The 24932-nt window shown below is 35.7% G+C and carries 21 protein-coding genes; 18 read left to right on the top strand and 3 right to left on the bottom strand.

Annotated elements, in window-relative coordinates:
• Nucleotides 1–121 precede the first annotated feature (121 nt).
• A complete protein-coding gene (locus ACFO3O_RS02145; protein WP_379976888.1) occupies nucleotides 122–973 on the top strand; it encodes a prephenate dehydrogenase in 852 nt (283 codons plus the stop codon).
• A gap of 28 nt (nucleotides 974–1001) precedes the next feature.
• Complete coding sequence (locus ACFO3O_RS02140) at nucleotides 1002–2087, top strand: chorismate mutase (RefSeq protein WP_379976887.1); 1086 nt, start codon at nucleotides 1002–1004, stop codon at nucleotides 2085–2087.
• 100 nt (nucleotides 2088–2187) lie between these two features.
• Here the strand turns inward: ACFO3O_RS02140 and ACFO3O_RS02135 are convergent, their stop codons facing one another.
• On the bottom strand, nucleotides 2188–2643 hold the full coding sequence (locus tag ACFO3O_RS02135) for a hypothetical protein (RefSeq protein WP_379976886.1): 456 nt from the start codon (nucleotides 2641–2643) through the stop codon (nucleotides 2188–2190).
• An 84-nt stretch (nucleotides 2644–2727) separates the two neighbouring features.
• Here ACFO3O_RS02135 and rsgA point away from each other — a divergent pair, with 84 nt between their 5' ends.
• The 14 genes from rsgA to cysD all read left to right on the top strand — a co-directional run bounded on the left by rsgA (nucleotide 2728) and on the right by cysD (nucleotide 19786).
• Nucleotides 2728–3675: a ribosome small subunit-dependent GTPase A gene (gene rsgA, locus ACFO3O_RS02130; RefSeq protein WP_379976885.1), complete on the top strand. Its 948-nt coding sequence runs from the start codon at nucleotides 2728–2730 to the stop codon at nucleotides 3673–3675.
• A 6-nt stretch (nucleotides 3676–3681) separates the two neighbouring features.
• On the top strand, nucleotides 3682–4134 hold the full coding sequence (gene dtd, locus ACFO3O_RS02125; RefSeq protein WP_379976884.1) for a D-aminoacyl-tRNA deacylase: 453 nt from the start codon (nucleotides 3682–3684) through the stop codon (nucleotides 4132–4134).
• 43 nt (nucleotides 4135–4177) lie between these two features.
• The gene (locus tag ACFO3O_RS02120) at nucleotides 4178–6082 is read left to right on the top strand and encodes a DUF3857 domain-containing protein (protein WP_379976883.1); all 1905 of its coding nucleotides are present in this window, start codon (nucleotides 4178–4180) and stop codon (nucleotides 6080–6082) included.
• Between the two features lie 3 nt (nucleotides 6083–6085).
• Entirely contained in the window at nucleotides 6086–8098 is a 2013-nt protein-coding gene (locus ACFO3O_RS02115) for a DUF3857 domain-containing protein (protein ID WP_379976882.1), read from the top strand.
• 10 nt (nucleotides 8099–8108) lie between these two features.
• The gene (locus ACFO3O_RS02110; RefSeq protein ID WP_379976881.1) at nucleotides 8109–9992 is read left to right on the top strand and encodes a DUF3857 domain-containing protein; all 1884 of its coding nucleotides are present in this window, start codon (nucleotides 8109–8111) and stop codon (nucleotides 9990–9992) included.
• Nucleotides 9989–11998 (top strand): transglutaminase domain-containing protein, encoded by a 2010-nt coding sequence (locus tag ACFO3O_RS02105; protein ID WP_379976880.1) that lies wholly within the window; start codon nucleotides 9989–9991, stop codon nucleotides 11996–11998. The genes ACFO3O_RS02110 and ACFO3O_RS02105 overlap by 4 nt, the downstream gene beginning before the upstream one ends.
• 2 nt (nucleotides 11999–12000) lie before the next feature.
• On the top strand, nucleotides 12001–12327 hold the full coding sequence (locus ACFO3O_RS02100) for a nucleotide pyrophosphohydrolase (protein WP_379976879.1): 327 nt from the start codon (nucleotides 12001–12003) through the stop codon (nucleotides 12325–12327).
• Nucleotides 12328–12741: 414 nt separating this feature from the next.
• Nucleotides 12742–13995, top strand: coding sequence for a 3-phosphoshikimate 1-carboxyvinyltransferase (locus ACFO3O_RS02095; RefSeq protein WP_379976878.1), 1254 nt, complete (start codon nucleotides 12742–12744; stop codon nucleotides 13993–13995).
• A gap of 119 nt (nucleotides 13996–14114) precedes the next feature.
• Nucleotides 14115–15164: a tRNA preQ1(34) S-adenosylmethionine ribosyltransferase-isomerase QueA gene (gene queA, locus ACFO3O_RS02090; RefSeq protein WP_379976877.1), complete on the top strand. Its 1050-nt coding sequence runs from the start codon at nucleotides 14115–14117 to the stop codon at nucleotides 15162–15164.
• Between the two features lie 148 nt (nucleotides 15165–15312).
• Nucleotides 15313–16353: a dual-specificity RNA methyltransferase RlmN gene (gene rlmN, locus ACFO3O_RS02085; RefSeq protein WP_379976876.1), complete on the top strand. Its 1041-nt coding sequence runs from the start codon at nucleotides 15313–15315 to the stop codon at nucleotides 16351–16353.
• Nucleotides 16354–16397: 44 nt separating this feature from the next.
• On the top strand, nucleotides 16398–17375 hold the full coding sequence (locus ACFO3O_RS02080) for a polyprenyl synthetase family protein (RefSeq protein WP_379976875.1): 978 nt from the start codon (nucleotides 16398–16400) through the stop codon (nucleotides 17373–17375).
• A gap of 65 nt (nucleotides 17376–17440) precedes the next feature.
• Nucleotides 17441–18235, top strand: a complete 795-nt coding sequence (cysQ, locus tag ACFO3O_RS02075; protein WP_379976874.1) for a 3'(2'),5'-bisphosphate nucleotidase CysQ — start codon at nucleotides 17441–17443, stop codon at nucleotides 18233–18235.
• 50 nt (nucleotides 18236–18285) lie between these two features.
• Nucleotides 18286–18888: an adenylyl-sulfate kinase gene (gene cysC / locus ACFO3O_RS02070; protein WP_379976873.1), complete on the top strand. Its 603-nt coding sequence runs from the start codon at nucleotides 18286–18288 to the stop codon at nucleotides 18886–18888.
• Nucleotides 18881–19786, top strand: coding sequence for a sulfate adenylyltransferase subunit CysD (gene cysD, locus ACFO3O_RS02065; RefSeq protein WP_379976871.1), 906 nt, complete (start codon nucleotides 18881–18883; stop codon nucleotides 19784–19786). Before cysC ends, cysD begins: the two co-directional genes overlap by 8 nt.
• A gap of 102 nt (nucleotides 19787–19888) precedes the next feature.
• On the opposite strand, the gene ACFO3O_RS02060 is transcribed toward cysD, so the two are convergent.
• Both ACFO3O_RS02060 and ACFO3O_RS02055 read right to left on the bottom strand, forming a co-directional pair.
• Nucleotides 19889–21145, bottom strand: coding sequence for a sulfate adenylyltransferase subunit 1 (locus ACFO3O_RS02060; RefSeq protein WP_379976870.1), 1257 nt, complete (start codon nucleotides 21143–21145; stop codon nucleotides 19889–19891).
• A gap of 123 nt (nucleotides 21146–21268) precedes the next feature.
• Nucleotides 21269–22051, bottom strand: coding sequence for a T9SS type A sorting domain-containing protein (locus tag ACFO3O_RS02055; protein ID WP_379976869.1), 783 nt, complete (start codon nucleotides 22049–22051; stop codon nucleotides 21269–21271).
• A 124-nt stretch (nucleotides 22052–22175) separates the two neighbouring features.
• Between ACFO3O_RS02055 and ACFO3O_RS02050 the strand changes: the two genes are divergently transcribed.
• Both ACFO3O_RS02050 and ACFO3O_RS02045 read left to right on the top strand, forming a co-directional pair.
• Entirely contained in the window at nucleotides 22176–22328 is a 153-nt protein-coding gene (locus ACFO3O_RS02050) for a hypothetical protein (RefSeq protein ID WP_379976868.1), read from the top strand.
• A 7-nt stretch (nucleotides 22329–22335) separates the two neighbouring features.
• The gene (locus ACFO3O_RS02045) at nucleotides 22336–24885 is read left to right on the top strand and encodes an alkaline phosphatase family protein (RefSeq protein WP_379976867.1); all 2550 of its coding nucleotides are present in this window, start codon (nucleotides 22336–22338) and stop codon (nucleotides 24883–24885) included.
• Nucleotides 24886–24932: the final 47 nt, after the last annotated feature.

Here is a 24932-nt window from a genome sequence, read left to right as displayed (position 1 = left end):
GGGCTTATCTCAAAATTGAAAATAGTAATCACTCATAAAGATCTTGTATGCTTGCATTGAGGTTGTTTAATAACGCTTTCCTGCCGGCAGGCAGGCGCGAAAGCAAAAAAAATAGAAATACTTGGAAAAGATTTATATCATAGGAATAGGATTAATAGGAGGCTCTCTTGCAAGAGATTTTAGAAAGCTGTATCCTAAAGCTCAGGTTTTTGGAATAGACAAAACACCAGAACACATCGCTGATGCTATAAAAATAGGATTGATCGATGCTGAAGCCACTATTTCATCTATAGAAGAAGCAGATTTAGTAGTCCTCTCAGTTCCTGTAGATATAGCTTCAAAAATACTTCCAGAGGTATTAGACCAAATAGGAGATCAAACCTTGGTGGTGGATATGGGATCTACCAAAGCATCTATTTGTGAGTGTGTTAAAGCTCATGAGAAACGAAGAAACTTCTTGGCTTGTCATCCCATTGCGGGGACTGAGTTTTCAGGACCTATGGCTGCTGTAGAAGGCCTTTATAAAGGGAAGACAAATATTATTTGCGAAGTAGAAAAAACAAGTTTTAAACTACAAGAAAAAGCCTTGCAATTATTTACAGCAATCGGGATGCGTATTAGGTATATGGATCCTGTGTCTCACGATAAGCACATTGCCTACGTATCGCATCTATCGCATATCAGCGCTTTTATGCTTGGGAAGACGGTTATTAATAAAGAAAAAAATGAACGCGATATTTTTGATATGGCAGGAAGTGGTTTTGCCTCTACTGTACGACTCGCAAAAAGTAATCCCACTACTTGGACCTCTATATTTAAACAAAACAAAGAAAATATCTTAGAGACACTTGATGAATATATGATCAACCTTGCACATTTTAAGAAATTAATGCAGGAAGATAATTTCAAAGGAGTGTATGAAGAAATGGAAAATACAAATCATATTAAAGAAATATTAAAAGGAATCGAATAAGCCTGAAGAGGCACAAACATGCAACACTATGGAAAATAAAAAAGAACTCAGAAATTGGTTAGATGCCTTTAACTTGGATCATCCACTCGTAATAGCTGGTCCGTGTAGCGCAGAAACAGAGGAGCAAGTATTAAAAATTGCACATCAGTTGAAAGATACCGATGCTACGGTTTTAAGAGCAGGTATTTGGAAACCTCGTACGCGTCCGGGTAACTTTGAAGGCGTCGGTGCTTTAGGATTAAAATGGCTTCAAAAAGCAAAGGAAGAGACAGGAATGCTCACCACCACAGAAGTGGCAAATGCAAATCATGTAGAACTCGCATTAGCACATGATGTAGATATTTTATGGATTGGAGCGCGTACTACAGTATCTCCTTTTATAGTGCAAGACATCGCAGATGCACTGAGAGGAACAGATAAGACGGTACTGATCAAAAACCCAGTAAATCCAGATTTATCGCTTTGGCTCGGGGCTGTAGAGCGTTTTCATACAGCAGACATTCAAAATCTAGGAGTGATTCATAGAGGATTTTCTACCTATGAAAAAACACGTTATAGAAATAATCCAGAATGGCAAATAGCGATTGACTTGCAAAATCGTTTTCCAGATCTACCATTAATACTAGACCCTTCTCACATCGCAGGACGTCGTGATATTATTCATGATCTTAGCCAGACAGCTCTGGATTTAAATTATGATGGCTTGATGGTTGAAACGCATTATGATCCTGATAACGCATGGAGTGATGCCGCACAACAAATCACACCAGACACGCTTATTAAGATGATGGTTGATCTTAAAATAAGAAAAACAGAAGGCAATGAGATTGAGTATAATAATAAACTTAATACGCTACGTACTCAGATAGATGTTGTGGATCATCAGCTTATTGAGTCTCTTGGAAAGCGTATGAAGATTGCAGATCAAATAGGACACCTTAAAAGTGATAACAATGTGGCTATCTTGCAAACAAAACGTTGGAATGAGATTTTAGGAAAAATGATTCTTGAAGGAGAACAACACAACCTAAGTGAGGAGTTTATTTTGAGAGTATTTAAAGCAATACACCAAGAATCTATTAATCACCAGCATAAAATAGCACTTTCTAAATAATCTTAATCGTAGTTTTTTAAAACGACTTATACTTCAGAAAAAAGGCTTCCAAAAGATATATTTGGAAGCCTTTTTAATAGCAGTTCTATTTATAAAGGGGCTATTGTTTTAATCTCTTAAAAAAATATCGAGTAATAAAAATTCCTTTTCCATCACCTTTTCCACCTTCACTTTCTACAGCACTCGCTACAAAAGCTAAATCCCATCCTTCGGCTAACATGGTGTTGATCTTTGATTCAATAAGTGCGTCATTAGACGCAATGTTTTGAAAACGAATCCCTCCAAGGTTGTAAAAGTTCAATAATTTTGTTTCATCAAATCCTTTTACTCGAATCTCATCTCTCTTAGATTTGTTACGTGTATTGTCTTCTTCTGTTTGCGTAGACGTAAACTCTTTGTAATCTCTTGAGTCATTGGCAGAGATAAGACGGCTACGACCTAAACCGTTTGGAACAATAGATTCAACAGAAGTAACAACTTTTACCTCATATTGTTGTGCTTGCATATCAAAAGATAGAAGCGTAATGAGTACAAGTCCTAGTAAGATTTTTTTCATAATATGTGTATTAAATGGTTTTTACAGCAGCAAATTAAACCAATTACTACGTAAAAAGTGATTATTTTTGCATAATTCTATTTTATGAGAGGAACCGTATATAAGTCTACAGGAAGTTGGTACACCGTAAAAACGGAGCAAAATCAATGGTATGAGTGTCGTATCAAAGGGAAGTTCCGTATCCAAGGCATAAAAAGCACAAACCCAGTAGCTGTGGGGGATATTGTAGATTTTGATCTCGATACCAAAAGTGATGTAGAAACGGGGGTGATTACCAATATTCATCACAGGGAAAACTATATTATTAGAAAGTCTGTAAACCTCTCAAAACAAACACACATTATAGCTTCTAATGTAGATCAGGTCTTTTTACTCGTTACCTTAAACAATCCACCCACATTTACTGCATTTATAGATCGTTTTTTAATTACTGCCGAAGCTTACGGGATTAAAGCCATTTTACTCTTCAACAAAATTGATACGTATACAGAAGATGAGTTGCTTGAAATCAAATTTCTAGCTGCGATGTATAGAGATATTGGATACGAGTGTATGGGAATTTCAGCATTAAAACAAACCAATGTAGATGCCGTCAAAAAGCAAATGGAAGGCAAAGTAAATATGTTTACGGGACATAGTGGCGTGGGAAAATCTACCCTTGTCAATGCTATTGAACCTAACTTAAACCTTAAGACCAAGGAGATCAGTACACAACATATGCAAGGGCAACATACCACCACGTTTGCCGAAATGTATGACTTGAGTTTTAATGCAAAAATCATAGATACTCCAGGAATCAAAGGATTCGGGATTGTAGACATGGAGCGAGAAGAAATAGGGAATTATTTCCCTGAGTTTTTTGCCTTAAAAAGTGACTGTAAATTCAATAACTGTCTTCACTTAGAAGAACCTAAATGCGCTGTAAAAGAGGCATTAGATAATGACGAGTTGCATTGGTCTCGCTATAAAAGTTATGTCCAAATCATGGAAGGTGATGAGGAGCAATATCGTAAAGACCATCACGCAACCTAATAAGATATGAGAGTTATCATTCAACGTGTTTCAGAAGCTTCTGTAACCATTAATAATGTTGTGAAATCAAATATTTCAGCGGGTTTTCTCGTGCTTCTTGGTATTACTCACGATGATACACAAGAAGATATAGAATGGCTGACTAATAAAATTATAGGCCTACGAGTATTTAGTGATGCTCAAGGAGCCATGAATTTGTCTGTAAAAGATATTGACGGAGATCTTTTAGTGATCAGTCAGTTTACCCTGCATGCTAGTACCAAAAAAGGAAATCGCCCTTCTTTTTTAGAAGCCGCTCGGCCAGAAATAGCCATTCCTTTGTATGAAAAATTTGTAAGTACGCTTTCGCGAAAGCATACCAAACAAGTCTACACTGGAGAATTTGGAGCCGATATGAAAGTACGTTTATTAAATGACGGCCCAGTGACCATTTCTATCGATTCAAAAAACAGGCAATAAATCTTTGCTATCTCCCTAGCTAGTTTTATATTGCCTAAAAAAAATGCGCCTACTTCTTTTGTGTTGCATCTTATTGCAATCTACACTGTTATTAGCTCAAACTCCACAAGAACTACAAGCGATCATACTGCCAAAGGATCTTGTAGAAAATGCAGATAGTATCATACGTGATGAGCAAACTACAGTTCATATTCCAGATCAGCGTACGTTAGAAATCGACTATTACCGGGTCATAACAGTGCTCAATAAAAAAGGGATGAGCGATATAAATGCGGTGATAGATTATGATAAAGATTCAAGGATAAAAAAACTGGAAGCCATTATTTATGATAAATTTGGTAAAGAGATAAAAGAGGTTAAAAAAAATGATTTTAAAGATGTAAGCGCTGTAGGTGGTAGTACTCTTTTTTCAGATTCTAGAATCAAATACTTAGAATACACTCCTGTTTCTTATCCGTTTACAGTTGTTTTTTCGTATTCAAAAGTGACGAAGGATACGGCCTTAATTCCTTTTTGGTATCCTAATACGACGTATCAAAGCAGCACTGTAAAGAGCATGTATACTTTAACATATGCCTCAGAGTTTGAATTAAAACATAAGGTATTGAATCCTAGTGAGCAAATTGTTATTGATGAATCTCCCGGTAAAATTGAAGTTTCTGTAAAAAATTATAAGGCGTATGTTCCAGAAGCCTATGGTCCTGGTTTTAAGAAAATAGTACCTAAAGTGATTTTTGCACTCAATAAGTTTCACTTATCAGGTGTTGACGGGACAGGAGATGATTGGGCTAGTTATGGGAAATGGATAGATGATTATCTTTTAAAAGGAACAAGAGAGTTACCACTAGAAACCAAAAATGAAATCTTAAAGCTGGTGGAGGGTGATACCAGTAAGATCGAAAAAGCACGTAAAATTTATGAATATGTGCAACAAAAAACACGATACATTAGCGTACAAATAGGAATTGGAGGTTGGAAACCCATGCTAGCTTCTGAAGTTGACGCACTGGGTTACGGAGACTGTAAAGCGCTCACAAATTATACAAAATCATTGTTAGAAGTAGCTGAAATACCATCTTATTATACCGTTCTCTATGCAGGAGGTGACAAAAATGATATTCAATCAGATTTTGCTTCTATGCAAGGCAATCATGCTATACTTAGCATTCCTAATGGAGAAGAATATGTATGGTTAGAGTGTACAAGCCAAGATATTCCTTTTGGATTTATAGGTGACTTTACAGATGATCGAGATGTAGTAGTAATCACTCCAGAAGGTGGGAAAATAGTACACACTGATATTTATGATTATTCAAAAAACACGCAACATCTAACAGGCGTTTGTAAAATCACTCCCGAAGGAGCTCTTGAGGCGACGGTCACTATGAAATCCAAAGGAATCCAATATAACGATCGTTACGCTTTAGAAAATCAAATTGAGAGTGATCAAAATAAACATTATTATAATTTTTGGCGACATATCAATAACATGAAAATAGGGTCTATTGATTTAGAAAATAATAGACGAGATGTCGTAATGAATGAAAAAATCACTTTTTCAGCAGATAATTATGCGTCTTTTGCTGGCGAAGAGATGCTTGTTGCTTTGAACGCCGTTAACAGATATACCAATGTTCCTAAAAGATATAAGGAGAGGAACTTAGATCTCTATATCGATAGGGGTTTTGTAGATGAAGATGAAGTGATCGTAACAATTCCTGACACATATGTATTGCAGGATTCATTTGAAAATATTCACGAAGAAAGTGAGTTTGGAACGTATGATGTAACTTTTGAGCGTGTAGATGACAACAATATAAAATATACTAGAAAATTTTCTATGTATAATGGAACTTTTTCTAAAGAGAAATATAAAGACTTTAGATCATTTATCAGAAAAATTGTCCGATACGATGATCAAAAAATTGTACTCACAAAAAAACAATAAACAATGATAAAAAAATACGCACTCATTTTAGTAGGCCTGGTTGTGATCCAACAAACTGCCATTGCCCAAAATTATAAATTTGGAAAAATTTCTGAAGAAGAACTTGCTGAGACATCTCATACATCGGATCCAGAGGCTGGTGCTGCAATTTTATATAGAAGTACGGATACTAAATTTAATTACACTCAAGATGCTGGTTTTGTTGTGGTAACAGAACATCAAGAGCGTATCAAAATATACAACAAAGACGGATATGATCTTGCCAATCAGGAAATAATAATGTATCAAGGTTCAAGTGACAATGAAACGGTTACTTCCTTAAAGGCCTATACCTATAACTTAGTAGAGGGTAAAATTGAAGATAGCAAGCTTCAAAATAATGGGATCTTTGAAGAAGAGCGAAGTAAAACAATAAAAATCAAAAAGTTTACAATGCCCGACATTCAAGATGGCTGTATTATCGAGTTTAAATATACCTTCACAACCCCTTTTTACTCTAACATAGATGAATTTCGTTTTCAAGAAAATATTCCTGTAGATAAGGTTGAAATGCGCTTTTTTGCACCAGAATATTTAGTATACAGAACCCATGGAAAAGGTGGAATTCCTTTGGGATTAACCACAGAGAAAAAAAACCGTACCATACGCTACCGATATGAAGAAACTGAGTTAGCGAGAGCAACCCGGACAGAAAGAGGGACAGCAGAAGTGGACTTTACAGAAAATGGCTATATCGTAAACCTAGAAAATATCCCAGCGTTAAAGGAGGAACCTTTTGCAGGGAATTTAAATAATTATATTTCTGCTTTACAGTTTGAATTAGCATACACCAAATTCCCAAACTCTCAAGTGCGTAACTATGCGACCTCTTGGGAAGATGTAGCAACAAAAATATATAAATCAGAAAACTTTGGAAAAGAGTTAGAGATCACAAAATACTTTAAGAAAGATATAGACGCTTTATTATCTGGTGTTGCGACCCCAAAAGAAAAAATGATGAAAATTTTTGATTTTGTTAAATCAAAAATGACGTGGAATCAATACTATGGTGTCTATGCTGACAATGGTGTTAAAAAAGCTTATGATAGTGGATTAGGGAATGTAGCAGATATTAATCTAATGCTCGTTTCAATGCTCAATTATGCAGGTATAGAAACCAATCCTATTCTAATAAGCACCAAAGCAAACGGAATTCCTTTTTTTCCAACAAGAACAGGATTTAATTATGTGATTGCTGGGGCTGTTTTAGATAATCGATTATTCTTACTAGATGGAGTTGATAAAACAGGTGTGGCTAGTGTTCTTAGAACAAACCTTTTAAATTGGAAAGGAAGAATGGTAAGACCAGATGGTAGTTCGCTATTGGTAGATTTGCTTCCTTCTAGTCCTGCGACGCACATGTGCCTAATGAATCTTGAAATAAGCGATGATCTTGTAGTTACAGGGAATTCAAAAAATAGATTTACAGGGCATTATGCTAAAGGGCAAAGAGCTAGTTACAGAAGTTTAAAAGAAGATGAACAATCTACAAAAATGGAAGAGAATTTTGAATCACTAGAAATGATTGACCATTCATTTAAAGATATGAAAGCATATGATAAGCCTCTAACTTTAGAATATAATTTTGAAAACGAAGAAGCTGTCGAAATTATTGGAGATAAAATGTATGTGTCGCCGCTTCTTCATCTAGCAACCAAAGAAAATTATTTCAAATCAGAAACAAGAGCATACCCGATAGACTTTGTATACCCATGGTCAGATAAGTATAACGTGTCTATTGTAATACCAGAAGGATATCAAGTAGAATCATTACCTGAACCTTTAAATATTAATCTCTCAAATGATATGGGCTCTTTTAGGTATGGTGTAACAGAAAATGCGGGGAAGGTAAATATCACGTTCCAAAACGCTATTAAAACACCTGTGATTGGCGCTGAATACTACAAGGACTTACAACAATATTATAAAATGATCTTAGAAAAAGAATCAGAAAAGATCGTTTTTGTGAAATCATAAACATATTTATATGTCAAAAGTTATTAAGTACTGCCTCAAAGCAAGTTTGTATGGAATTATTTTTCTTCAAAGCACCTGCTTTTTTGGGCAAAAAAAGATAACGTTTGGCAACGTAAGTATAGAAGACTTTAACGAGGATTATAAAAGCGTATTTCCATCAGCAAATGCCATTGTATTATATCGATATGTTGAGGATGATGTAGGTAAAGAAATAGTAATTCATGAAAGAATCAAGATTTTAAATGAACTTGGTTATGATTTTGCAAATGTAGAAATCCCCTATGAAGATGTTATCGATATAGAGGGATTTACCTATAATCTAATAGAAGGAAAAGTAGTTGTTACTAAACTAGATAAGCTTTTAGAGGGTACCTCAAGAAAAGTTAAAATAGCCACTTTGCGTAAGTTTACCATGCCAAAAGTACAGACAGGTAGCATCATTGAGTATAGGTATAAGGCTTCTAAAGGGACATTCAACGATATTTTTCTTCAATATGAAATACCTGTTAATTATGCTCAAGTGGTTTTAAGAAACAGAAGTGATTATCAGCTTAGTTTTATACAAAATTCCAAGGCTCTGTTAGATCTAGAATTTAAGGAGAAAGACTCAAAGACCATTGTGATTGAAGCAAAAAATGTCCCAGCTTTTGAAAAAGAAGATTATGTAGATAATCTTGATTCTTACAGATCAAAAATAGAAATCAAAAAAGCGGGTTTTATTTGGGGAGATGAGATAAAAACTTTCCGAGATTTTGTAGACATATTATTAGATTTTGAGTCCTTTATAAAAGGATACCTGCCTAAAGATAATTTTAAGGGAGGGCTCATTGGGATGATTGGAGATGAGAAAGATGAGTATAAAATCGCTGAGCTTATTTTTAATTATTTACGAAAGAATATTAAATGGAATGGTAGTTTTAGTATTATTCCAGACAACAAGTCTTCCTTAGTGACTTTTCAAACAAAACAAGGAAATTTAGCAGATATAAATCTACTTTTTGTGTCAATGCTAAAAACGATAGGAATTGAATCATCTCCAATATTGGCCTCTACAAAAAGTAATGGAATTCCTCTAACGGCGAGTTTAGAATCATTTAATTACATTCTGTCAGGAGCCGTAATTGATTATAAGCAATATATTTTTGATGTCACCAATCCAAAATCTAATTTTAGATACCTTCCAGAAATGGTTGTCAATTGGAAAGGCATAATGATAAATGAGAATAGATCATTTTCATGGGTAGACCTCACAGAAATTCCATTATCCAATATAAATAGTATTATAAATGTATCCATAAATGAAGATTTGGATGTGGAAGGGGAAGTACAAGAACAATTATCGGGCTATTATGCGATTGATTTAAAGAAAACGTTTGTTGATGACTATCAAGAGTTTGATATTGAAGATGTGGTCAATAAAGGATCTAATGCCTTCATTATTTCTCAATTTGATCTCATAAAGCACGATAGACTATTAGACAAAATAGTGTGGAGTTATAAATTTGAAAAAGAAGATGAACTGGAAAAAATAAATGATAAAGTATACCTCTCACCTTTATTTCATTTATCGTTAACTGAGTCGCCTTTTTTTGAAACAGAACGTAAATACCCAATAAATTTTGGATTCCCAAAAAGTGTAAAAAAACTAATTAAAATAAAAATTCCAGACAATTACATAGTAGAATCTATACCTGCCAGCATTAAAATAAATTTACCTGATCAAATAGGTTCTTTTACATACAATTGTAAAGAAGTAGGAAGTACTATACAGATAGTAACAGAATTCACTGTTGGTCAAGGAGAAATCTCATCAGATGATTACCCTGAGATCAAAGAATTTTTTAAATTAAGGGTTGAGAAAGAAACAGAAAAAATAGTCCTCGTAAAATCATGATTAAAAAATATATAATTTGTTCCGTATTTCTGTTATTGGCCAGTGTTATCACTGCCCAAGAATTCAAGATAGGGAAACTTAAAAAAGAACACTTTGAAATTCCTCTAAATAGCGAACAAAATGCTGCACCCGCAGTTTTCTTGCACAAATATCGAAACACACATTTTGAATACCGTGATAACTTAGACGGATGGATTTTAGTCACAAACGTTCATGAAGTCGTCCTCATAAACAGTATATCAGGATTTCCATATGCAACAAAAAGAATACGCCTCTACCGAGATGGTCGAGAAGAAGAAAATATTAAAAAATTAGAGGCGTTTACCTATAATCTTGTTGACGGAAAAGTGGAAAAGACCAAAACACCTAAGGAAAGTATCATTGAAAACACGATTAATAAAAATATAAAAGAAGTTTCTATTGCCATGCCTGCCGTCAAACAGGGCTCTATAGTGGAATACGAATATCTTATTGAATCTACCTATCAAGAAATAGATGATGTGATTTTTCAAGAAAATATTCCTGTTAAAAACGCTTTCGCGAAAATTGAGATTCCACAATTTTTTGATTATAATAAGTTTGTGAAAGGCTATCTGGATGTACACGCAAAAGAATATGCCCAGAAACGCACTCAGAATTTTAGTATAGAACAAAAGAATCCCTTTGGAGGACGTACAGGAGGTTCAGCTACAAATACGATGAGGTTCAAAGATGTCGTTACAGAGTACAGCCTCAAAGATATTCCAGCGCTAAAAGAAGAACCTTTTGTAAATAATATAGAAAATTATAAAGTATCTATTGTATATGAATTAGCAGCTGAAGAATATAGGGAAGGACAAAGAATAAAAAGAGCCAAAACGTGGGAGGAAGTAGCCGCATACCTTAACAATGATGCACGGGTTAAAGGACAAATAGATAGAACTCGTTTTTTAGATGAGGTCAGTAGTACATTAAAAGCAAAGGCAGATAACAGAATAGACAGGATCCATCTTGCCTATAATTTTATCAAAGATAGAATGACCTGGGATAAAGCCGTAAATAAATACAGACTACAAGACTTGCGTAAAGCCTATAATGATCAATCGGGAACACCTTATGAAATTAATGTGCTTTTGGTTGCCTTACTCAAAAGAATGGGGCTTGATGCAGCACCCGTGATGGCAAGCACTAAGAAAAAAGGAATCCCTATATTCCCAACTGTAGACGGCTTTGATTATGCTGTTGCAGCCGTTTATCATAATGAAGAATGGCTTCTTATGGATGCCTCTGATAAAAATTTAACTCCTGGGTTATTACCAGAACGGATTATGAATTGGGAAGGAAGATTGTTAAAAGACGATGGTAGCTCTATGGCCATCTCCTTATTTTCAAAAGAATACTCAGAAAATACATCGATGATGATTGTCAACATAGATCGTCAAGGACTGCTCACTGGAAAATGTAGACGAAAATATACAAACAATGAAGGGCTCTATATGCGAAATACCCTTAGAGGAAGAGACGTAGACTACCAAGAGGGAATTTTAAGAGGCATGTTGGATCTAGACGAGGTGTATGATATTACTTTTGATTTAGATGAGTTATCAAAGCCTGTAACCATCTCTTTTAGCTTTGAAACTACAGATTTTGTAGAGGTTATTGATGATAAAATGTATCTTTCTCCTCATTTATTTCTGATAATCCCTGAAAATCCTTTTAAAGCCTCTGAAAGAAAACTCCCTATAGATTTTAGATACCCACGAACCTTTGAAGGCGCCATCACCTATACCATTCCTGAGGGCTATAGTGTAGAGCGTATTCCAGAACCACTCGAACTTCAACTCTCTAACGGATTAGGATCCTATACGTTAGCCTTTAGGCAAGTAAATGCCCAAAGCATCCAAGTCTCTAAATCTTTTAGAAGTAATAGTACCCTTGTTGCAGCAGATGCATACAACGAAATCAAAAATTTCTATCAACAAATTGTTACTAAAGAAAAAGAAAAGGTAGTTTTGAAAAAAAGTTGATCATGAATATTTCAAATGCACAACAAGCCGTAGACGATTGGATCAAAAACCACGGAGTTCGTTATTTTAATGAACTCACAAACATGGCACAACTCACCGAAGAGGTAGGGGAAGTAGCACGCATTATTGCCAGACGGTATGGAGAACAAAGCGAGAAAGAAAGCGATAAAAATAAAGATCTTGGAGAAGAACTGGCAGATGTACTATTTGTGGTGCTATGTCTTGCAAATCAAACAGGCGTTAACCTACAAGAAGCGTTTGATAAAAAGCTAGACATCAAAACCAAACGTGATCATGATAGACATCACAATAACGAGAAGCTTAAATAAAGTAATGAATTCGATATAAGTTTTCTTCTTTTTCTCCAGTATACGACAGAACGTGAGTTCTGGGCGAGATGAAGCGATGGCTGTTTTCGTTAAAAATTTTTGAAACCTTGAAAACGACAAAGCGTGAGCTTTGGGCGAGGCGTAGCGGAAGAGAAAATTCCTTGTGGTTTTCGCTTCAAGCGAAAAATACCTAAGAAATCGAAGATTCATAAGTTCTAATATTTAAAATAGAAAACACACGCATAAAAAGCGTCTTTTCCTTGCCGGCAGGCAGGTTTTGGTTTCGTTTTATTTGGACGAACAAAGAAAATGAACAAACATGTTTATTATGAGTTGATAAAATAAATTTTCAACATAATCACACTAAAAAATTAACTAATTATTTACGTCGAACTCACGTTTAATAAATTCCCTATGCTTCTTAAAATACAAAACACCAACAAATTCCTTTCGGGAAATATTAAAATTACTGGGTCTAAAAGTGAAACCAACCGACTCTTGTTGTTGCAAGCACTTTTAAAAGGACTTACCATAGAAAATCTTTCCAATAGTGATGATGGTACCTTGATGCAAAAGGCATTAGAAAGTCACTCAGAGACGATAGATATTCATCACGCAGGAACAGCTATGCGATTTCTTACTGCCTATTTTTCGATTCAAAAAGATCGAAAAACCATTCTCACAGGAAGTAAGCGCATGCAAGAACGTCCCATAGGAATCTTAGTAGACGCCTTACGATCTTTAGGTGCTCAAATTGAATATCTGAAAAACGAAGGCTATCCACCACTTTCCATACAAGGTACTACGCTTACAAAAAGTGAAGTGACATTGAATGCAAATGTAAGTAGCCAGTATATCTCTGCACTAATGCTTATTGGTGCCACCTTGCCCAATGGATTAACGATTCTGTTAGAAGGAAAAATCACTTCTGTACCCTATATCAATATGACCTTACAACTATTGCATCAGGTAGGAATAGCAGCTACATTTCAAGGACAGTCTATAAAAATTGAACCTGCCCAACTGAAAGATGTAAAAAAAAACATTACGGTAGAATCCGATTGGAGTAGCGCTTCGTATTATTATAGCTTAGTCGCTTTGATGCATCGATATAAAGAAGAGCAGCCCACGCAAATTACGATTTCTAGTTATAAACAAGACAGCTTACAAGGAGATGCAGTATTAGCAGAAATATACACCCAGTTAGGCGTTGTTTCTCGATTTGAAAAAAATAAATTGATCTTAGAAGTTGATAGAAGCAAAGAGCTTCCTGAGCTCTTAGAATTGGATTTGAGTAATAGCCCAGATATCGCACAAACTATTGCAGTAAGTTGTTTGGGCCTTGGTGTTGGCTGTACGCTTACAGGATTACACACACTAAAAATAAAAGAAACCGACCGATTAGAGGCCCTCCATACAGAAATCACCAAATTAGGCGGTACTATTGAAGTCACAGATAAATCGCTTCATCTTGCAAAAATGACCACTCCTTTACTCCAAAATTGCACCATAGCAACCTACCACGATCACAGGATGGCTATGGCTTTTGCGCCTCTTGGTATATGTGTCCCTATTTGTATTGAAGATGCAGGTGTGGTGTCAAAATCATACCCTTATTTTTGGGAAGATTTAAAAACTTTGGGCTTTACACAAGAGATAATTGGTTAATTACTTGACAACCCCTATCCCGAGATTGTATATTTGCCACCTTGCAAAAACCGAGTGTTGTTGTATACGCTTTCGCGAAAGCAAAAAAATCCATTCTTAACTAAAAACCTTTCTATCGGATGAAATTATCACATTTCAACTTTAACTTACCAGAAGAACTCCTTGCAGAACACCCAGCTGAAAACCGTGACGAATCAAGATTGATGGTTCTAAACAGAAAAGATCAGACCATAGAACATAAAATGTTTAAAGACCTGATTGATTATTTTGAGCCTGAAGATGTGATGGTTCTTAATAATACAAAAGTATTTCCTGCACGTTTGTATGGGAATAAAGAAAAAACAGGCGCGAGAATAGAAGTCTTTTTGTTAAGAGAATTAAACTCAGAAACGAGACTTTGGGATGTACTCGTAGATCCAGCACGTAAGATTAGAATTGGAAATAAATTATACTTTGGGGATGATGAAAGCCTCGTAGCAGAAGTGATTGATAACACCACATCAAGAGGGCGTACCTTACGTTTTTTATATGACGGTTCTTATGAAGAATTTAGAAGAAAACTCACAGAATTAGGAGAAACACCACTTCCTAAATACATAAAAAGAGACGTAGAGCCAGAAGATAAGGAACGTTATCAAACAATCTATGCAAAAGAAGAAGGGGCAGTAGCAGCACCAACGGCAGGAATGCATTTTTCTAGACACTTATTAAAACGCCTAGAAATTAAAGGAGTAAATTTTGCAGAAGTGACACTACACGTTGGATTAGGAACTTTTAGCCCAGTGGAGGTAGAGGACTTATCTAAGCATAAAATGGATAGTGAAGAAGCTTATATCCGTGAGCCTGCCACAAAAATCATCAATAATGCCATCGCAGAAAAACGTAGAATCTGCGCCGTAGGAACGACTGTAATGAGGGCATTAGAAAGTGCTGTTTCTAGTGGAGGTACTCTTAATGAATTTGGAGGATGGACTAATAAATTTATCTTCCCTCCATACGATTTTAGTATTGCTAATTGTATGGTTACAAACTTTCATACACCAAAATCTACCTTATTAATGATGGTATCTGCCTTTGCAGGACATGATTTAATGAAAAAAGCATACGATGAGGCAATCAAAGAAGGATATAAGTTTTACTCTTACGGTGATGCGATGTTAATTATCTAATTTCCGCGAATGCGGAAATCTCATTTCGTAGGTAGGGATCTTCTTGCGAAGACGAAAATCTCACGATACTAAATCTAAAAAAACTCAAGTATATCACTTGAGTTTTTTTATGCGCTATTAATCCTTATGAAAACCCTAAATTTGCACTGTGACTACACAAAAAAAAGACATACGTACATTAAGCAAGGAAGACCTTCGTAATTTTTTTGTTTCTGAGGGAGATCAAGCCTTTCGTGGAAATCAAGTTTATGAATGGTTGTGGCAAAAAGGAGCACATAGCTTTGAGGATATGACCAACATATCAAAAGCAACACGTGAGCTTCTAGACACTGCTTTTGTGATTAATCATATCAAGGTAGATCAGATGCAACGCAGTAGCGATGGTACGATAAAAAACGCAGTGAAATTACATGATGGACTCGTCGTAGAATCTGTGTTAATCCCGACACCTAAACGCACCACAGCTTGTGTGTCTTCACAAGTGGGATGCAGCCTCAACTGTAAATTTTGTGCTACCGCCCGTTTAAAGCGGATGCGTAATCTAAATCCAGATGAAATCGTAGACCAAGTGATGGTCATAGACCGTCAGAGTAAATTATATCATGACAGACCCTTGTCTAATATCGTGTTTATGGGTATGGGAGAACCCCTCATGAACTATAACAACGTACTCAAGGCCATAGACAAGATTACCTCTCCAGAGGGGTTAGGGATGTCGCCTAAGCGTATTACGGTCTCTACCTCTGGAGTTCCTAAGATCATCAAAAAGATGGCAGATGAGAATGTCAAGTTCAATCTTGCAGTCTCTCTTCACTCAGCACTAGATGCCGTGCGTACAGAAATTATGCCTTTTAATGAGCAAATGCCATTAGCCGATTTAAAAGAAGCACTCATCTATTGGTATGAAAAAACCAAAAAACGAATCACCTATGAGTATGTTGTTTGGGATGGGATTAACGACCGTAAAGAAGATATTCAGGCGTTGCTTACTTTTTGCAAAGCCGTACCTAGTAAAGTCAATCTTATTGAGTACAACCCAATAGACGACGGACAGTTTCAACAAGCTTCCCCAGAAGCAATAGATCAATATGTAAACACTCTGGAGGCTCACGGCGTTACGGTAACGGTACGGCGCTCCCGAGGAAAAGATATCGATGCTGCCTGCGGGCAGCTCGCAAATAAACAATAGCAGGACTGTTTTATGCAACAGGCATTTCTTATCTTTGAAACTCTATGAAGGTTGTTGCACAAATCAAAGAACCTATATCTTATGAGATGGAACTTTTTGAAGAAAAGTTTTCCCTCTCCATGCGCTCAAAAGTGGCTCTCCTTAACCGTATTACGCATTACATTGTAAATAGAAAAGGGAAACAAATGCGCCCTATGTTTGTGTTTTTGGTGGCCAAAATGATGGGAAAAGGCGAAGTCAATGAGCGTACCTATAGAGGCGCTTCGGTGATTGAGTTGATCCACACGGCAAGCCTTGTGCATGACGATGTGGTAGATGATAGTAATACTCGAAGAGGTTTCTTCTCTTTAAACGCATTGTGGAAAAATAAAATAGCCGTCCTCGTAGGTGATTTTTTCTTTTCTAAAGGATTGCTCCTTTCTATTGATAATGGTGATTTTGATTTATTGCAAATCATCTCGGTGGCTGTGAGAGAAATCAGTGAGGGAGAATTATTGCAATTAGAGAAAGCTAGAAAACTAGATATTACAGAAGAGATCTATTACGAGATTATCCGCCAGAAAACGGCAACGCTTATTGCTGCTTGCTGTGCTTTAGGAGCCTGCGCTGTCCACGCATCCAAAGAAGATATTGAAAAGATGCGCTATTTTGGAGAGCTGATCGGCATGGCGTTTCAGATTAAAGATGATCTTTTTGACTACGGAGATGAAAAAATAGGAAAGCCCACAGGAATTGATATCAAAGAACAAAAAATGACATTACCACTTATTTATGTGTTGAATCAAGTAAGTGTGAAAGAGAAAAATTGGCTTATTAACAGCATAAAAAATTACAATACAGATAAAAAACGAGTCAAAGCAGTGATTTCCTTTGTAAAAGATCAAGGAGGATTGGAATATGCCATTTCAAAAATGAAAACACTCCAACAAGAAGCCCTTGATATCTTGCTAAGCTATCCCAAATCTCAGTACAGGGATTCTCTGGAATTGATGGTTAATTATGTGATTGATCGGAAAAAGTAATTGTATATAGAGATACATTTTAAGACTGCTTTCGCGAAAGCGTATACAATTTCATATAAGACATAATGATGAATTCTTTATTACACACTGCCATACAAGCTGCCATAGAAGGCGGTAAAGCCATCATGGAGGTATATGCAACAGATTTTGATGTGCTCACTAAAAAAGACGATTCACCGCTCACCATCGCAGATAAAAATGCCAATGCAATCATTAACGAGTATTTAGAAACCACAAAAACTCCTATTATAAGTGAAGAAAACAAGCAACTTGACTATGCTGAAAGAAAGGCGTGGCGTCGCTGTTGGATCGTAGATCCGTTAGATGGTACCAAAGAGTTTATCAAAAGAAACGGTGATTTTACGGTTAATATCGCACTCATAGAAGAAGGAGCGCCTATACTGGGTGTTATTTATATTCCAGTGACTAGAATGCTTTATTTTACATCTGAAGATGCTTCTAGTTCTTATAGAACATTAATTAACCCTGAAAAAGAAATTTATGTAGAAGCAATTATAGCAAATGCTACCCAGATTTTTCCGTCAGAAAAAAAGAATCCTCTTAAAATTATGGGAAGTCGCTCACATCTCAATGAGGCAACCAAAGATTTTATTAGTGAAATTGAAAAAGAATACACAGTCGATATGGTTTCGCGAGGGAGTTCTCTTAAGTTTTGCATCATCGCTGAAGGAGGCGCGCATATGTATCCACGTTTTGCCCCTACCATGGAGTGGGATACGGCTGCTGGACATGCCATTTGTAAAGCTGTAGGTGTTGAGGTAATCGATCAAGAAACACAACAACCGTTGCGCTACAATAAGGAAAACCTACTGAATCCTTATTTTTTAGTAAGCGTTTGAAATGACTTAATCTAGGGAGGATTTGTATATTTAAGAAATTTTAAAGCTGTATGCAGGAACATATCATTCCACATCATTTTAGTGTTGATCTTGAACAACTCAAAGCCATAAAGAATCATAATGCTTTTTTAATATGGTTTACGGGGTTGTCCGGTTCTGGAAAATCTACCATAGCAAATGCATTAAATCAATCGCTATTAGCGCGTAAAGTACATACCTGTATTTTGGATGGTGATCGTGTTAGAAAGGGATTAAATAGTGATTTAACATTTTCTCCAGAAGATAGAAAAGAAAATATACGTCGCATTGCAGAGGTGAGTAGTCTCATGGTTCATCATGCAGGTTTAGTGGTTTTAGGAGCGTTTATCTCTCCGTATGAAATTGACAGAGCAAATATTAAAGCAATTGTAGGAGAAGATAAGTTTGTTGAAGTCTATGTAAGTACTTCTCTTGAAGTATGTGAAAAGCAGGATGTAAAAGGATTATACAAAAAGGCAAGAGCAGGGGAGATCAAAGATTTTACAGGGATAGACGCCCCTTACGAAGTGCCTCAAAATCCTTCTATCAAAATAGATGCCTCAAAATATACTATAGAAGAAGCAGTTTCATTGGTGTTAACATATATAGAACGTAAACTGAATATAAATGGGTAAGTATTATTTAAACTATTTAGATGAGTTAGAGACGGAGGCGATCTATATTTTAAGAGAAGTGGAGGCACAATTTGAAAATCCTGTGATTCTTTTTTCTGGAGGGAAAGATTCAATTGTGGTAACTCATTTAGCAAAGAAGGCGTTTTATCCTTCAAAAATACCTTTTCCATTGGTACATATAGATACAGGGCATAATTTTCCAGAAACGATTCAATTTAGAGATCAATTAGTAAAAGAATTAGGAATTCAGTTACTCGTAGGTTCTGTACAAGAATCTATAGACACTGGACGTGTGGTTGAAGAAAAAGGACAACACGCCACGCGTAATGCGCTACAAACAATTACTTTGTTAGATACCATAGAAGCACATCATATAGATTGTGCTATAGGGGGGGGAAGACGTGATGAGGAAAAAGCGAGGGCTAAAGAACGATTCTTCTCACATCGAGATGATTTTGGATCTTGGGATCCAAAAAATCAACGCCCAGAGCTTTGGAATATTTTAAATGGAAAACATTTTGAAGGGGAGCATTTTAGAGCTTTCCCGATAAGTAACTGGACAGAAATGGATGTTTGGAATTATATTCTACAAGAAAAGATTGCCGTGCCTTCGCTGTATTTTGCCCATCAGCGTGATGTAATCTGGAGAAATAATTCTTGGATTCCTGTTTCTGAGCATTTAGTTAAAAAGGAAGGTGAAGAGATTCACTCTAAAAAAATACGTTTTAGAACGTTGGGTGATATTACAATTACAGGCGGATTAGAAAGTGATGCCGATACCCTAGACAAGATTGTTGTAGAAGTGGCTTCAATGAAGCAAACCGAGCGGGGCAATCGAGCAGATGATAAACGTAGTGAATCTGCCATGGAGGATAGAAAAAAACAAGGGTATTTTTAATCTATATTTTCTATCGTATACTATACTTTAGGTATACGCTTTCGCGAAACTGCCTGCCGGCAGGCAGGAGCGGTACCAAGAATGAGTGTCTTTAGAATTATATTACATGATCATACCCGCAGCTACGGTCTCATACGTGCCATCATCTACCAATACAAAACTTCCAGTAATACGGTTATCTCTGTACTCATCAATCATCAAAGGACGTGTGGTTCTTACTTTGATACGCGCAATGTCGTTCATGGTTAACTCTTTATTGTCCACTTCTCTTTGATAGGTGTTTATATCAATTTTGTAAATCACCTCTTTGATCATAGCCTTTTGTTCATTAGACGTATGAAGAATCGTATATTTTGTCCTAGGACGGGCTGTGTTTGTATGCAGCCAACAAATCATAGCATCAAACTCTTGAGTAGCTGTAGGGATATTGTTTGCCTTTACGATCATATCCCCACGACTCACATCAATATCATCTTCTAATGTTATAGAAACAGACATGGGAGCGTATGCTTCTTCTAGTGATGTGTCTAGTGTATCTATGCTTTTAATGGTAGATGTAAAACCAGATGGCAGTATCGTTACTTTATCTTTAGGTCTAAAGATACCACTAGCAACTCGACCTGCATATCCCCTATAATCAAGGAATTCCTTACTTTGTGGACGTAATACGGTTTGCACAGGAAAACGTGCATCTATTTTATTGATATCACTACTAATGTGCATATACTCTAGCGTATATAATAAAGGGGCTTCTTGATACCAAAGCATATTTTTAGATCTGTTCACAACATTATCACCATCTAAAGCACTGATCGGGATAAACCGAATATCTTTGACGTATAATTTTGATGAGAATTCTTCAAAATGAGAACGGATATCATTATATACCTTTTCAGAATAGTCAACCAAATCCATTTTATTTATACAAACAATGATGTGAGGAATTTGTAATAAAGAAGCAATAAATGCATGTCTCTTGGTTTGCTCACTAATTCCATGACGGGCATCTATGAGAATCAAGGCAACATTTGCCGTAGAAGCTCCTGTCACCATATTACGTGTATACTGAATATGACCAGGCGTATCTGCAATAATAAATTTTCGCTTTGGGGTTGTAAAATAGCGGTAGGCGACATCAATAGTAATTCCTTGTGCTCTCTCATCTCTGAGCCCATCTGTAAATAGAGCAAGATTTATGTGCTCCTGACCTTTGCGTTTGCTTATAGAGCTGACGGTTTCCAATTGATCTTCAAAAATTGCTTTAGAGTCATATAAAAGACGTCCAATGAGGGTGCTCTTTCCATCGTCTACACTCCCAGCTGTAGTAAAGCGTAATAATTGATTGTTGTCTGAGATCATGCGTTCAAATTATGTCGTGAATATACTAAATATGACACTGATATAATTAAGTTCTTTGTGAGTAGTATCGTAAAAAAAAAGCGATCCGAAGATCGCTTTTGAATATATGTAATATAGAGGATGTTATTTTACAAACTTGATAGCTTGTAATTTACCTTCTACAGCTACTGTTGCAATATAAACACCAGTACTTAATCCATTGAGATCAATTGTTTCAGTTGTGTTTGATAGCTTCTGTGAAATTACCTCCTGTCCCGTGATATTATGAATAGTCACAGTTTCTAATGGAGTTCTAGCATTCAAAGTAAGCGTATTGTCAGAAACAAATGAAGAGAATCCTTCAATAGAGTTGTCTTCTAAAGAAAGTGTTTGTCCAGCCATGATTGCTTCTCCAGCTACAGAGTTATATGCATACTCTTGAATTGTTAATTCATTTCCAGCAGTAGATACGTTAATACGAGCCCATCCATAGAATGTTTCACCACTAACGTCTAATACTAATCCAACAAATGCATCAGCACCATCACAAAATTGACTACTAGGGTAGTTACAAGAGTTAAAGTTAAGGTCACCTCGTACAGCAGTTAATGTTGGTGAAGCTCCATCTATTATAGTACCTTCAGCTAGATTAGATGGGTAGTTATAAGCACTAGGGCCTACAAAACCTACAAAACCATTTGTATCTAAAGCAAATAAAACTGTTCCTGCAGAGTTGAAGATCTGAAAATCAAAATCATTAGTACCATCTTCATTTAGATCGATCATAAAAGATTCTGAAGCAGGACCTAAGGTCTGATCAGGATCTAAATCCGTGAAGATGATTTGCCCGCTAGCATTAGCACCAGCTAATATAGCAGCAGACATAGCGCCATAATTAAGTAATTTTTTAGAGGTAGTTTTTTTCATAATATGAAATGTTTTATAATGAATTAATGATTGTTTTTCGTTTTTTTACAAAACAAATATCCTTGAAATATACATACAATATAATACTTTAGCAATTTTAATCCCTAACTAATGTCAAATAGCAATGAAAATCAACGATAAAAAACGCACTATAAAATTATCAGAAATCCCTTTAAAAGGATCTTTAGGGCTACTTGCAGTAGGTGATGTAGCCTTTGCCGAATGGAGAAAAGTGAAGCAGGCTCATAATATGGAAACCAAAAATAGAAAGAAATAATTTAGGGATGAAGAAGAAAAAAGTACTGTTGATAGGATGGGATGCTGCGGATTGGCAAATTATAGGTCCATTACTTGCTAAAGGAGAAATGCCTGCTTTAAAGCGAATAATAGACAATGGTGTATTTGGAAATATGAGTACCATGAATCCACCGTATTCTCCAATGTTATGGACCTCTGTTGCTACAGGAAAAACGCCTGATAAACATGGTGTTTTAGGGTTCATCGAGTTAATGCCTGATTTGAAAGGAATACAACCTGTAACTGCATATTCTAGGAAAAGCAGAACAATATGGAATATCCTACATAACAAAGGGTATAAAAGTAATCTAGTAGGATGGTGGCCTAGTTATCCTGCTGAGCCAATAAATGGTGTTGTAATATCTGATAAATTTCAAAAAGTAAGTACAGACCCTACAAAACCGAGTGTTCTTCCAGAAGATGCTATTCATCCTAAAGATAAGTATGATGAGTTTAAAGATCTAAGAATGTTTCCTTACGAAGTTACAAGTGAGCATGTATTGCCATTTATTCCTAGAGCAAAGGAAATCGATCAAGAAAAAAATAAATCAATTCAAATTTTATCTAGAGTACTCTCTCACAATACTTCAGTTCACAATGCGGCAACAAGATTATTGAGAACTTCTGAATGGGATTTTATGGCGGTATACTATGATTTTATCGATCATTTATGTCACTCGTTTATGAAATATTATCCGCCGAAATTAGATAATGTTTCTCAGCATGAATATGAAGTATATCAAGATGTGATTAAAGGGGCATATCGTTTTCAAGATATGATGCTTGAAAGAAAATTAGAATTGATAGATGAAGATACGACGGTAATTGTAATGTCTGATCATGGATATGAATCTGGAGATCGCCGAATTGTAAAAATGCCTAATGTGCAAGCAGCTCCTGCTCTAGAACATAGACAATTTGGAATGTTTGCAGCGATGGGGCCTAATATTAAAAAGAATGAAAAAATATTTGGATTAGGGTTAATTGATATAGCACCTACGCTGCTACATTTATTTGATTTGCCTATAGGTAGAGATATGGATGGAAAACCCGTGCTAGAAATGTTTAAAGAATCTAAAAAACCTTCGTTTATTGATAGTTGGGATGACCTAGATGGGGATTTTGCAGAGTTAGATAAAGACAACTCTAATTCTTCTGTTGAGTTTTCTGATCAAGAAACTATGGAACAGCTTATAGAGTTAGGATATATAGAAAGACCTGATGAAAAAATAGAGACAGCGATTCTAAAAACCAAATGCGATTTAAAGCATAATTTGGCAAGGGTATATTTAGGGAAGAAAGATTATGCAAGATCTAAAGAGATACTGCTTGAATTAATTAAAGAAGAAGCTTCTATAGATAAAGCTCCTTACTATATGGACTTAATTACGATCTCTTTAAAATATAAAGAATATGACGAGGCCGAAAAATATCTGAAAGCAATTAGAGAAAGTGAAACATCTGTTGTCTACAATTTGTTTTTCTCAGAAGCAGATATATTATTAGGTAAGGGGTTTCCTGAAAAGGCATTAAAAGTATATAGAGCAATTATTTCGTTAAAACCTAATCCTGAAGTATGGTATAAAATAGGAGAGATCGAGTATTTATTAATTAGGTTTGAAGAAGCTAAGATCGCATTTGAAAATGCTATAGAATTAGAACCAGATAGAGCTAAATATCATAGAGCTTTAGCTGAGTGTTATGTAGAACTAGGAGAATATGAAGAAGCTGTAGAATATGCTTTTACAAGTATTGAATTAGTAAAATTTTATCCTGCAGCTCATTTTGTATTAGGAAGAGCTTTAGAAAAAATGGGTGATTTAGAAAATGCAAAACTAGCCTATGAAACTGCAGAAAGACTTCAGCCTCAAAATTATGAACGATCAAAAATAGCTAAAGAAAATGTAGCTGAACTACAAAGCTTATCTTCAGAAAATTCAGGAAGAGAATACTTGAAGCATAGCGAAGATCAAATTGTTGTAGTTTCAGGGTTACCTAGGTCTGGTACTTCGTTAATGATGCAAATGTTAGCAAAAGGAGGGCAGCAAATACTTACAGATGAAAATAGAAAAGCTGATACATCTAATCCTAAAGGGTATTATGAGTATGACCCTGTGATGAATATTCATAAAGATAATTCTTGGCTAAGTGAAGCAAAAAACAAATCTGTAAAAATTGTAGCACCATTATTAAAATATCTAGATGCCAAGTATCGATATAAAATTATCTTTATGACGAGAGATTTGAATGAGGTTGTTAAATCTCAACAAATTATGCGAGGTAAAGATCCTGAGACAATGCCTTTAAGGCTTATGGATTCATATCAAAACTTATTAAAAGGAGTGAAGATATGGAAAGATAGAGAGCCAGGTGTAGAAATGATATATGTTGATTATAAAGATGCTTTAGAAACACCTGAAGATGTTGTGAGTAAGGTTGTCGAATTTATTGGAAAAGATACCTTAGATACACAAGCTATGGTTAGTTGTGTTGATAAAAAATTATATAGAAATCGATCTAAGAAGGTCGAGAAGTGATTTCGTTTAAAACAATAAAAAAGGGTTGTCTAATTTTTAGACAACCC

Origin of the sequence: Dokdonia ponticola (assembly GCF_042653865.1) — a bacterium.
Classification (GTDB): Bacteria; Bacteroidota; Bacteroidia; order Flavobacteriales; family Flavobacteriaceae; genus Dokdonia; species Dokdonia ponticola.
This window is presented reverse-complemented; position numbering and strand designations above follow the sequence as displayed.